The organism is Arthrobacter sp. YAF17 (assembly GCF_052113365.1).
GTDB lineage: Bacteria > Actinomycetota > Actinomycetes > Actinomycetales > Micrococcaceae > Arthrobacter.
Genome location: NZ_JBFRDB010000002.1, coordinates 153,818 through 165,154 on the forward strand (window position 1 = coordinate 153,818; position 11,337 = coordinate 165,154).

8 protein-coding genes are annotated in these 11,337 nt (G+C 65.0%); 6 read left to right on the plus strand and 2 right to left on the minus strand.

Going from position 1 to position 11,337, the window contains the following annotated elements; genetic code table 11:
* Window positions 1-30 precede the first annotated feature (30 nt).
* Window positions 31-1,122, plus strand: a complete 1,092-nt coding sequence (locus AB4Y67_RS03730; RefSeq protein WP_441404449.1) for a 4-hydroxy-3-methylbut-2-enyl diphosphate reductase — start codon at window positions 31-33, stop codon at window positions 1,120-1,122.
* A 22-nt stretch (window positions 1,123-1,144) separates the two neighbouring features.
* Here the strand turns inward: AB4Y67_RS03730 and AB4Y67_RS03735 are convergent, their stop codons facing one another.
* On the minus strand, window positions 1,145-2,455 hold the full coding sequence (locus tag AB4Y67_RS03735) for a DNA recombination protein RmuC (RefSeq protein WP_441404450.1): 1,311 nt from the start codon (window positions 2,453-2,455) through the stop codon (window positions 1,145-1,147).
* Between the two features lie 172 nt (window positions 2,456-2,627).
* On the opposite strand from AB4Y67_RS03735, the gene ychF reads away from it, so the two are divergent.
* The 4 genes from ychF to AB4Y67_RS03755 all read left to right on the plus strand — a co-directional run bounded on the left by ychF (window position 2,628) and on the right by AB4Y67_RS03755 (window position 8,641).
* Entirely contained in the window at window positions 2,628-3,713 is a 1,086-nt protein-coding gene (gene ychF, locus AB4Y67_RS03740) for a redox-regulated ATPase YchF (protein WP_441404451.1), read from the plus strand.
* A 326-nt stretch (window positions 3,714-4,039) separates the two neighbouring features.
* Entirely contained in the window at window positions 4,040-5,821 is a 1,782-nt protein-coding gene (locus AB4Y67_RS03745; protein WP_441404452.1) for an ABC transporter family substrate-binding protein, read from the plus strand.
* 181 nt (window positions 5,822-6,002) lie between these two features.
* Complete coding sequence (locus AB4Y67_RS03750) at window positions 6,003-7,544, plus strand: ABC transporter permease (protein ID WP_441404453.1); 1,542 nt, start codon at window positions 6,003-6,005, stop codon at window positions 7,542-7,544.
* Window positions 7,541-8,641: an ABC transporter permease gene (locus AB4Y67_RS03755; RefSeq protein ID WP_441404454.1), complete on the plus strand. Its 1,101-nt coding sequence runs from the start codon at window positions 7,541-7,543 to the stop codon at window positions 8,639-8,641. Before AB4Y67_RS03750 ends, AB4Y67_RS03755 begins: the two co-directional genes overlap by 4 nt.
* Before the next feature lie 33 nt (window positions 8,642-8,674).
* On the opposite strand, the gene AB4Y67_RS03760 is transcribed toward AB4Y67_RS03755, so the two are convergent.
* Window positions 8,675-9,304 carry a PH domain-containing protein gene (locus tag AB4Y67_RS03760; protein ID WP_441404455.1) on the minus strand — a complete coding sequence of 210 codons (630 nt, stop codon included), beginning with the start codon at window positions 9,302-9,304 and terminating at the stop codon, window positions 8,675-8,677.
* A gap of 79 nt (window positions 9,305-9,383) precedes the next feature.
* On the opposite strand from AB4Y67_RS03760, the gene AB4Y67_RS03765 reads away from it, so the two are divergent.
* Window positions 9,384-11,213 carry an ABC transporter ATP-binding protein gene (locus AB4Y67_RS03765; protein ID WP_441404456.1) on the plus strand — a complete coding sequence of 610 codons (1,830 nt, stop codon included), beginning with the start codon at window positions 9,384-9,386 and terminating at the stop codon, window positions 11,211-11,213.
* Window positions 11,214-11,337: the final 124 nt, after the last annotated feature.

The window sequence follows — 11,337 nt, forward strand, 5'->3', positions numbered from 1 at the left end:
CGGCCCGCTCAACACCGGTAGCATTGGGGCATGACTTCCACCGCTGTTTCCATTCCGATGCCAACCGTTCCGCGCCGACGGCGTACGCCGGAAGAAGTCCTGGCGGCAGCCCCGGTCTCCGGCACAAAAAGGGTCCTCCTCGCAGCCCCGCGCGGCTACTGCGCCGGCGTCGACCGTGCGGTCATCGCGGTGGAAAAGGCGCTGGAACACTACGGTCCACCGGTCTACGTCCGCAAACAGATCGTCCACAACGTGCATGTGGTCAGCTCACTGGAAGAAAAAGGCGCCATCTTCGTTGACGAGACCGACGAGGTCCCCGAGGGCGCGCTGGTGATCTTCTCCGCGCACGGTGTCTCACCGGCCGTGGTCCAATCCGCCGAGGACCGCGGGCTGCGGACCATCGACGCGACCTGCCCCCTCGTGACCAAGGTGCACAAGGAGGCTGTGCGCTTCGCCAAGGACGACTTCGACATCCTGCTGATCGGTCATGACGGCCACGAGGAAGTTGAAGGAACCGCGGGCGAGGCCCCGGAGCACATCCAGATCATCAACGGCCCGCACGAGGTCGACAAGGTCACGGTCCGGGACCCGGAGAAGGTCATCTGGCTGTCCCAGACCACCCTCAGCGTGGACGAAACAATGGAAACCGTCCGCCTCCTCAAGGAACGGTTCCCCACCCTGCAGGACCCGCCCAGCGACGACATCTGCTACGCGACCACCAACCGCCAGGTGGCCATCAAGAAGATCTCCCCGCAGGCCGAGCTCGTGATTGTGGTCGGATCGGCCAACTCCTCGAACTCGGTCCGGCTCGTGGAGGTGGCGCTGGAGTACGGTGCGAAGGCCTCCTACCGCGTGGACTTCGCCAACGAGGTGGACGAGACCTGGTTCGAGGGCGTGGCCACCGTCGGTGTCACCTCCGGTGCTTCGGTACCGGAAGTTCTGGTCAAGGACGTCCTGCGCCTGCTTGCCGATTACGGCTACGGCTCGGTCGAGGAAGTGGTCACGGCGGAGGAGGATCTGCTCTTCTCGTTGCCGAAGGAACTTCGCGCCACCCTGAAGCAGGCCGGCGACGTGACCCGTGCCCTCGGCGGCCGCGGGTCGCGCGCTTCAGAGACCTCCTAGGCATCCGTAGCCAGGCCGTTTCCTAGGCGGCCGACTCCCGGTCCTCCTCGCCTGAAACGTCCCCTTCGTCGTCCGCGGCGTCGTCCATCCGGCGGCTACCGGAACCAATGGCGGGCCCGTTCCCGGGCTGGAGTTCCGGGGCGGCCACGGAACGCGGCGTCACCTCAACGGCCGCCGGCGTCGTCAGGCCCGCCGCATCCAGGGCATTGAGCTTCCGTGCGGTCGGCAGCACCCGGGCCTCCAGCGTGCCCACCATGGAGTTGTAGCGGTCCACTGACGTCTTGAGCGACGCGCCCAGCTTCGTGACGTTCTCGCCAAGCGTTCCCATCCGCTCGTAGAGCTGGTGGGCGAGTTCGAAGAGCTCCCGGGCGCTGTCCGTCAGCACGTCCTGGCGCCAGGTGAAGGCGACGGACTTCAGGACGGCCAGCAGGGTTGAGGGTGAGGCCAGCACGACGTTCCTGGACAGTGCGTAGTCCAGCAGGGCCGGGTCCGCGGACAGTGCGGCCGCAAGAATAGACTCGGCCGGCAGGAAGCAGACCACAAGCTCCGGGGAGTTGCCGGGAATGTCCCAGTACTTCTTGCTGCTCAGCGCGTCGACGTGGGCCTTCAGGGCCTTGCCATGGGCCAAGAGATGGGCCTGCTGCCCTGACAGGGTCTGCGCGTGCTGCTGCCCGCCGGCGGAGGCACCCAGCTCCTGCGCCGCCAGATAGGCCGTGAGCGGCACCTTGGCGTCGACCACCAGCTGCTTCGCGCCGGGAAGCTGCACCACGAGGTCGGGACGGACGCTGGTCTCCGCCGCGGCACCGTGCTGCTGGCCGCTGTGGACTTGTTCATGGAAATCGACATGGCGCAGCATCCCGGCAGCCTCGACCACGCGGCGCAACTGGACCTCGCCCCACTGGCCGCGGGCGCTGTTGGACCGCAGTGCGGACTCCAGAGCGTGCGTTGAGCGCAGCAGCTGCTCGTCGGACAGCCGGGCCTCCTGCAGCTGCTGGGCCAGCTGTCCGTACTGCTCCAGGCGGTCGCGTTCCAGCAGTGACACCTGCTGCTGCACCGCGGTGAGCTTTTCCGCCACCGGCGCCAGGGCCCGCAGGACACTGCCGTCCTGGTTGCGGGACTCGCCGAGGTCCCGGTTTTGCGCAGCCAGGAGCCGCCTCTCGGCGTCGGCTGCGGCGAACTGTGCGCTGACGTCCGAAAGCCGGGCCGACACGGCGTCGAAGTCCTGCTCCACGGCGAGCGTGCGGCGCCGGAGCAGCACGTAGACCACCGCTGCTCCGGCGACTGCGCCGACGAGCAGCATAAGCAAGGCAAGAATCAATCCCAAAGCGTCCATGCCTTCACTTTGGCATGCCCCTGTGACAGTTTCCGGATGACGCCCTGCGGACGGCGACGCAGTCCGCACGGCAGTCCGCGCAGGGGGCAGGTCGTGCGGCCGGACGGGCGCCCGGGCCGGGGAGTCCACGCCGACGCGGGGTCCCCGGCCACAGCAGGTAGAATTAGTACTCGTGGCTCTTACTATTGGCATCGTCGGACTGCCCAACGTCGGCAAATCAACTCTTTTCAACGCACTGACCCGGAACCAGGTGCTCGCAGCGAACTACCCGTTCGCCACGATCGAGCCCAATGTCGGCGTCGTCAACCTGCCGGACCCGCGGCTTGCCAAGCTGGCCGCCGTTTTCGGCTCCCAGCGCCTGCTGCCCGCTCCGGTGTCGTTCGTGGACATCGCCGGGATTGTGAAGGGCGCGTCGGAGGGCGAAGGCCTCGGCAACAAGTTCCTGGCCAACATCCGCGAGGCCCAGGCCATCGTCCAGGTTATCCGCGTATTTGATGACCCCGACGTCATTCACGTCGACGGCAAGGTGGATCCCCGCTCGGACATGGAAATCATCAACACCGAGCTGATCCTGGCCGACCTTCAGACCATCGAAAACGCCATTCCCCGGATCGAAAAAGAAGTCAAGATCAAGAAGCGGGAAGCGGCCGAGCTGGCCGCTATCAAGGCCGCCCAGGCTGTCCTGGAGCGCGGCGACACCATTTTTTCCTCGGTCAAGAGCGACAAGCTGGAGATGGAGCACCTCAAGGAGCTCGGCCTCCTGACCGCCAAGCCGGTGATCTACGTCTTCAACGCGGACGAGGGAATCCTGGGCAGCCCGGAGAAGCAGGACGAACTGCGGGCCATGGTTGCCCAGGCGGACGCGATCTTCCTCGACGCCAAGCTCGAGTCCGACCTCGTTGAGCTCGACGAGGAAGAGGCCCGCGAAATGCTGGAGATGAACGGCCAGGACGAATCAGGCCTGGACCAGCTGGCCCGCGTCGGCTTCCACACCTTGGGGCTGCAGACCTACCTCACCGCAGGGCCCAAGGAAACCCGGGCCTGGACCATCCACCAGGGCGACACCGCGCCGCAGGCGGCCGGCGTGATCCACTCCGACTTCCAGCGCGGTTTCATCAAGGCCGAGGTCGTCTCCTTCGACGACCTCATCGAAGCCGGGTCCATGGCGGAGGCGAAGTCCCGCGGCAAGGTCCGCATTGAAGGCAAGGAATACGTGATGGCCGACGGCGACGTCGTGGAGTTCCGCTTCAACGTCTGACGGTTTTGATGAATTCATCAAGTAATTAAGGATTAACTCGAAAGGCCCCGATTGTTGAATCGGGGCCTTTCCTGTGTCCGGGGGAGATTAGCGTGCGTGCGCCTCCACGTCAATAGATTGTGGGGAATCTGGCCCGCAGACCGCCGTCAAATGTTGCAGCTCTGTAACGAAGATTACAGCTGGTCAACTTTCCTCGCGCAGGGTGGATTTTGGGGCTTACGCTACATCCCATGTGAGACGGGCCACACTGCCGCTGGGGGAGTGTGGACGTCTGCCCGGTGCCTACGGCCTCGGTCTCAACCACACCACAGAAACAAGGAGGCGGAATGCGCTTCGGTCGTATTTCCAAAGCAGTGGGTGTGGCAGCAGCAGCTGCCCTCGCCCTCAGCGCCTGCGCGGGCAACAGTGGCGGGACAACCCCGACCACCGCTGCGGCAGCAAGCAAATCAGGCGGATCTGCAACAGTCGTAGAGGTGAACGCGTTCAACACGTTCAACCCCAACACGGCGGACGGCAACACCGACATCAACTCGAAGATCAGCTACGCCACCCACTCGGGCTTCTTCTACATCGACAACAAGCTGAACGTTGTTCGCAACGAAAAGTTCGGCAAGATGGAAAAGACCTCGGACAACCCGTTGACCGTGAAGTACACCATCAACGACGGCGTGAAGTGGTCGGACGGAACCCCCGTTACCAGTGCCGATCTTCTGCTGCAGTGGGCCGCGTTCTCCGGATATTACAACGATGCCGACGCAGAGGCGAAGACCGGAACGTCCTACTTCTCCTACGCCGGTGACCCCACGGGCATCGCCCTGTCGGACTTCCCGGAGCTCAGTGACGACGGCAAGTCCATGACGGTCAAGTACTCAAAGCCGTTCTCCGATTGGGAAATCGCTCTCGGCGGCCCCGGCATCGACATCCCGGCGCACGTCCTGGCCAAGAAGGCCGGACTGGCGGATGCCAAGGCATTCGTTGACCTGGTCAAGGGCATGCCGCGCGGCGACGCCAAGGCGCCGAAGCCGGCCAACGCGCAGCTCCAGGCAATGGCGGAGATGTGGAACACCGGCTTCGACTCCAAGACCCTGCCGGCCGACCCGAGCCTCTACCTCTCCAACGGCCCCTACATCGTCAAGGGTGTCAACCAGGACCAGTCCCTGACCATGATCAAGAACAAGGACTACAACTGGGGTCCGGAAGCCAAGCTGGACGAAATCACGGTCCGCTACATCGGTTCCGCTCCCGCTCAGGTGCAGGCGCTCAAGAACGGCGAAGCTGACATCATCGCACCGCAGGCCTCGGCCGACACGGTGGAGCAGCTTAAGGCGCTCGAAAGCCAGGGCGTCACGGTCGAGGTCGGAAACCAGCTTTCCTACGACCACATCGACCTCAACTTCAGCGGCGTGTTTGCTGAGAAGAGTGTCCGCGAAGCGTTCATGAAGAGCGTCCCCCGCAAGGACATCGTTGACAAGATCGTCAAGAAGCTGGACCCGAAGGCTGCACCGCTGGACTCGCAGCTGTTCGTGCCTGACCAGGCCCTGTACGCCGATTCCGTCAAGGAAAACGGTTCTTCGGCCTACCAGGACGTGGACATCGAAGGTGCAAAGAAGCTCCTCAACGGTGCCACGCCTGAAGTCCGCATCATGTACAACAAGGACAACCCCAACCGTGCCGACATGTTCGCGCTGATCAGCGAGTCCGCCTCCAAGGCCGGCTTCAAGATCGTCGACGGCGGACTCGGCAAGTCTGACTGGGGCAAGGCCCTCGGCGACGGCTCCTACGATGCGACCATCTTCGGCTGGATCAACTCGGGTGTTGGCGTCTCCGGCGTTCCGCAGATCTTCAAGACGGGCAACGACTCGAACTTCAACCTGTTCACCGATCCGGAAGCCGACAAGCTGATGGATGAACTGATTGTCACCACCGACAAGGCCAAGCAGGACGGGCTCATCAAGCAGATCGACAAGAAGATCTGGGATTCCGCCTACGGCCTGCCGCTGTTCCAGGCAGTCGGCGTGGACGCGTACAGCGACCGCATCACCGGCGTGAAGTACATGCCGAACCAGACCGGTGTCTGGTGGAACTTCTGGGAGTGGGCACAGAAGTAGCCGACGACCGCAAGTAACACTTGCTAGCTAAAGGCGTCGGGACCGGGCAATTTGGTCCCGACGCCTTTCTAGCGACACCCCCACGACGACGGCGGGCCCCGCCCCATCATCGCGGGACAACGGCCAAACTCTGCGACCGGTCCGGGCAACCCCTGGGCCCGAATACTGAGGTTCTATTCCAATGGTGACCTACATAGTCCGGCGGCTTATCACTGCCGCCCTCATACTTCTCGGCGCATCCTTTCTGGTGTATCTCCTGACAGCGGCGTCAGGCGACCCCCTCGAGGAATTCCGCGCCATCAGCGCCGCCAACAAACAGCAGCTGATGGACGCCCGCATCGAACTGCTGCAGCTGGACACACCCGCTCCCATCCGCTATTTCCAGTGGCTCGGCGGTGCGGCCGGATGCCTCATCCCGTTCGCTGACGCCTGCGACCTGGGCAAGAACATCGCCGGCCAGCCCGTTACGGAGGCCCTCGGCTTCGCGCTGGTCCAGACTCTGACCCTGGTCACCGGAGCCACCGTGCTGGCGATCCTGATCGGCATCACACTCGGCATCATCACTGCCCTGCGCCAGTACAGCACGCTGGACTACGGCGTGACGTTCATGGCCTTCTTGTTCTTCTCCCTCCCCATCTTCTGGGTCGCGGTCCTCCTCAAGGAGTTCGGCGCCATCGGGTTCAACAACTTCCTCAGGAATCCCGAGATACCGATACCGGCAGCCCTCGCCATCGGCGCCGTTCTTGGTGTGCTGACAGCCGTGACGGTCGGTGGCGAGATGAAGCGCAGGCTCCTCAGCGGCGGCGTCGCCTTCTTGTTCGCCGCCGCTGTGCTGATGTACTTCTCCGCCACCGAGTGGTTCAAAACGCCCGGTCTGGGCCCGGTGGTCATTGCGATCGCCGGCGTCGGCATTGCGTTCGCCGTAACCCTGCTTTCCGCAGGGCTTAAGAACCGCAAGGCGCTGCAATCGGCGCTGATCGCCGTCGGCGTCGGACTGGTTGTCTACTTCCTCATCCAGCCGCTGCTTAACGAGGCAACGTTCCTGATGATCGTGCTCCTCGCTGTCGCGGCGATTCTGGCCGGACTGGGCATCGGTTACCTGATGGGCGGCTACGACCGCGGACAGTCCATGCGGGCCGCGGCGCTCACATCGTTCCTGGTCGGATTCATGATCCTGCTGGACCGCTACATGCAGGCGTGGCCCGGCTACTTCAACAACAGCCGGGTCCGTGGCCGCCCCATTGCCACCATCGGCGCCAGCACCCCGAACATCGAAGGCGACTTCTGGACCCTGAGCCTGGATTCGTTCACGCACCTGATCCTTCCGACGCTGGCCCTCATCCTGATTTCGCTGGCCGGCTACACACGCTTCACCCGCGCCTCGATGCTTGAAATCATGAACATGGACTACATCCGGACCGCCCGGGCCAAGGGCCTGTCGGAACGGACTGTGGTCATGCGCCATGCCTTCCGCAACGCGCTGATCCCGATCGCCACCATCGTCGCCTTCGACATCGGCGGGCTGATCGGCGGCGCCGTCATCACCGAAACCGTCTTCTCGGTCCGGGGGATGGGCTTCCTGTTCCTGGACGGCATCACCCACGTCGACCCCAACCCCGTGATGGGTGTCTTCGTCTGTGTGGCCATCACGGCCATGGGTTTCAACCTCATTGCGGACCTTGCGTACTCCGCACTTGATCCACGCGTAAGGGTAAAAGCATGAGCCAGCCAAGTCAGCAGGACGAGATCATGGCCGAAGACGAAGCACTGAGGCGTCCGGCGGCCGGCATCGAGCCGATCCTCGAAGCCAAGGGCCTGAGCCAGGGGCAGATCGTCCGGAAACGGTTCCTGGGCCACTCCGGCGCCATCATCGGGCTGGTCGCCTTCGCCATCATTTTTGTTATGGCGTTCACCTCCGTGGGCTACTGGGGCATCCCCGGCTGGTGGAAATACAACCACGAGGAAGTGTCACCCCTGGTCAACGACGGCGTGCCCACCGCCTCGCTGTGGCCGCTCGCCTGGGGCGAACACCCCTTCGGCCAGGACCGGATCGGCCGCGACCTCTTCGCCATGACCATGCGCGGCGCCCAGCAGTCGATCACCGTTATGGTGGTGATCGGACTCATCGCCGGCTTTATCGGCGTCGTGGTCGGCGCCCTGGCCGGCTACTTCCGGGGCTGGACCGAAGCGGTGCTGATGCGCCTCACCGACGTCATCATCATCATTCCGGCGCTCCTGCTCGCCGCCGTGATGGCGCAGATGGCCGGCCGGCGGGACTCCGGCAGCTGGTTCGCCTCCTTCGCCAGCAACAACGGCATCCTCGCGCTGGGCATCTTCCTGGGCCTGATCACCTGGGTGGGACTCGCCCGCCTGATGCGCGGGGAATTCCTCTCGCTGCGCGAACGCGAGTTCGTGGACGCCGCACGGATCTCGGGGGCGAGCAATGCCCGGATCATCTTCAAGCACATCCTGCCCAACGCCATCGGTGTGCTGATCGTCAACGTCACGCTGACGATGTCCGCCGCGATCCTCACCGAGACGGCCCTGAGCTACCTCGGCGTCGGCGTCAAGGCCCCGGACACGTCACTGGGGCTGCTCATTTCGCAGAACCAGGAGGCCTTCGCCACCCGCCCGTGGCTGTTCTGGTTCCCGGGCCTGTTCATCGTAATGATCTGCCTCAGCATTAACTTCATCGGCGACGGCCTGCGGGACGCCTTCGATCCGCGGCAGAAGAAATTCAACGCGAAGAAGGCCAAGGACACCGGGCATCCGCTCGGGGCGACCCCCGTCACCGCGTTCGACGGAACCAAGGGCGACTAGGTGGCCGCCACCCGCAGTGCGTGCGCGGGCGGGCTAACGGGCGGCGATCGCCCAGTAGCTGGCCGCCAGCAACAGTACGACGGCGCTGCCCGCCACCCAGCGGTACTTCACCTTCACGGCTGTGGTGGCGGCATCACCGGCGGCAAGCGCGCCGCTTTCCACCAGTTCCTGCCAGCGCGCCCGCACGAGGCGGGCTGCCTGGCCGGAGTCCGTGGACTTCAGGTCTCCGGGCCGCACGGACTGGCCCGGACCGTACGTCGTTGCCGGCAGGCCCCGGAGGTCTTCGGGCTGGGCATTTCGCCCGCCCCAGATGCCGGGAGCGGGCGCAGCCCAGGCCGCGTAGCTCTTATGGGCCGTGACCAGGGTGAGGGCAAAGCGGGTATCGACGTGCACCAGCGCTGCCCATGGCACCAGGACGGACCGGAACGGGTTCTCCAGGGTCACCCCGCCGTCGTGCACCACGACGGCTGGCATCCAGAACAGCTGCCAGCCGAGGAACGCGATCAGCAGCAGCGGCGCCGTTCCGGCCAGGGCCGCCGGGCCGGCGGTGACCGCCGTGACGACGATGCCCAGGGCGGCAACGGACCAGGACAGCCAGGCGAACCAGGCGTTCGTTCGGGCTTTGAAGATTTCGACGGTACCGGCATGTGGCGCAGAGCTCATGCCCCCAATAATTCAGTATTCCGAGCCGCAGCACTAATCCCCGGTGGACCGGCGGCCCGGGTGGAAGGAAAGCCCCATCATGACTGACTTCATCACCCTCGATCCGGCCATCACCCCCGCGCCGGGCAGGAACGAGCCCGTACTGGAGGTCCGCGGCCTAAGCGTCGATTTCGGCGTGGACAAAAAATGGGTGCCCGCCGCCATCGGCCTGAACTACGAGGTGCGGGCCGGCGAGGTCCTGGCGATCGTGGGCGAGTCCGGCTCCGGCAAGAGTGCCAGCTCCATGGCCCTGCTGGGCCTGCTGCCGAGCAACAGCCGCGTGAGCGGAAGCGTCAAGCTCGCCGGACAGGAGCTGCTGGGAACCAACGAGGCCAATATCCGCGCTGTCCGCGGCAAGGAAGTGGCCGTGATCTTCCAGGAGCCGATGACGGCCCTGAACCCGGTCTACACCGTGGGCGCCCAGATCGTGGAGACGGTGCGGCTGCACAGCGAGGTCTCTCCCGACGAAGCCCGGCTCCGGGCCCTGCGCATGCTCGAGCTTGTGGAGCTGCCCGACCCGGAGAAAGCGTTCCGCTCCTATCCCCACCAGCTTTCCGGCGGCCAGCGGCAGCGTGCGATGATCGCGCAGTCGCTGTCCTGCGATCCCAAACTGCTCATCGCCGACGAGCCCACCACGGCCCTGGACGTGACGGTCCAGGCGGAAATCCTGGACCTTATGCGCAACCTGCGCAACAAGCTGGACAGCGCGATCGTGCTGATCACCCACGACATGGGCGTCGTGGCCGACCTTGCTGACCGCATCGCCGTGATGCGGCGCGGCGTGATCGTGGAAACCGGCACGGCCGCAGAGATCTTCCATAACCCGCAGCACGAATACACCAAGGCCCTCCTGGCCGCCGTCCCGCACCTGGGACAGGGCGGCGCGGAATCCGCCGCGGAAGTGGACGTCACGGCAGCCCTCGCCGCCGCCACACATGCCGAACTCACCTCCATCCCGGAGGAGCAGCTCCTCCGGCGCGAGCGTGAAAACGCCGCCGCCCTGGCCGCCGCGGAAGCCGCCAAACCGCAGGGCCAGCCCGTGCTGGAACTGACCGACGTGGCCATCGAGTACCCCAAGCAGGGCCGCGTGCCCGCGTTCCGTGCCGTGGAAGGCGCCAACCTGGCGATCTACCCGGGGCAGGTTGTCGGCCTGGTGGGGGAGTCCGGTTCGGGCAAGACCACCATCGGCCGCGCCGCCGTCGGGCTGCTACCGGTCGCGGCCGGCACCATGAAGGTCGTCGGCCAGGACATTTCGGCCGCGAAGCGGAACGGCCGGCAGCTCCAGGAGATGCGCCGCCATGTCGGCATGGTGTTCCAGGACCCGTCGTCGTCCCTGAACCCGCGGCTTCCCATCGGCGAAAGCATCGGTGAGCCGATGTTCCTGTCCGGAGTGGCAAAAGGCGCCGAACTGCAGCAGCGGATCGAGGCGCTGCTGGATCAGGTCGAGCTCCCGCGCAACTACCGCAACCGCTACCCGCACGAACTGTCCGGCGGGCAGAAGCAGCGGGTGGGCATTGCCCGGGCGCTCTCGCTCAAGCCCAAGCTGATGGTCGCCGACGAGCCCACGTCGGCACTGGACGTGTCCGTGCAGGCCAAGGTGCTGGACCTGTTCCAGAACCTGCAGAGGGAGCTCGGGTTCGCCTGCCTTTTCGTCACCCACGACCTCGCTGTCGTCGATGTGTTGGCGGACCGGATCTGCGTGATGCAGCGCGGCCGCATCGTCGAGCAGGGCACCCGGGACCAGATCCTGCGCAATCCGCAGGAGCCTTACACCCAGCGGCTCCTGGCTGCGGTGCCGCTGCCGGATCCGGAAAAGCAGCGGGAACGCCGCGAGTTGCGGGCGCAGCTTCTGGGGGCCGAATCGAGTTAACTCAACGTAACCCGGATCACGGGGCGGCGAATACTACCAGCCGGTAGCGTGTGACTTGAAATACATTGCGCTTGACGCTACCGGTCATGCTTTTGTCGGGTCACGGTTTGGCAACAGAGTTCCA

Excerpts from the sequence above, each read along its gene's own strand:
- AB4Y67_RS03765 (WP_441404456.1), top strand. The coding sequence starts at position 9,384 with ATGACTGACTTCATCACCCTCGATCCGGCCATCACCCCCGCGCCGGGC.
- AB4Y67_RS03760 (WP_441404455.1), bottom strand. The coding sequence starts at position 9,304 with ATGAGCTCTGCGCCACATGCCGGTACCGTCGAAATCTTCAAAGCCCGA.
- AB4Y67_RS03755 (WP_441404454.1), top strand. The coding sequence starts at position 7,541 with ATGAGCCAGCCAAGTCAGCAGGACGAGATCATGGCCGAAGACGAAGCA.
- AB4Y67_RS03730 (WP_441404449.1), top strand. The coding sequence starts at position 31 with ATGACTTCCACCGCTGTTTCCATTCCGATGCCAACCGTTCCGCGCCGA.
- AB4Y67_RS03745 (WP_441404452.1), top strand. The coding sequence starts at position 4,040 with ATGCGCTTCGGTCGTATTTCCAAAGCAGTGGGTGTGGCAGCAGCAGCT.
- AB4Y67_RS03750 (WP_441404453.1), top strand. The coding sequence starts at position 6,003 with ATGGTGACCTACATAGTCCGGCGGCTTATCACTGCCGCCCTCATACTT.
- AB4Y67_RS03735 (WP_441404450.1), bottom strand. The coding sequence starts at position 2,455 with ATGGACGCTTTGGGATTGATTCTTGCCTTGCTTATGCTGCTCGTCGGC.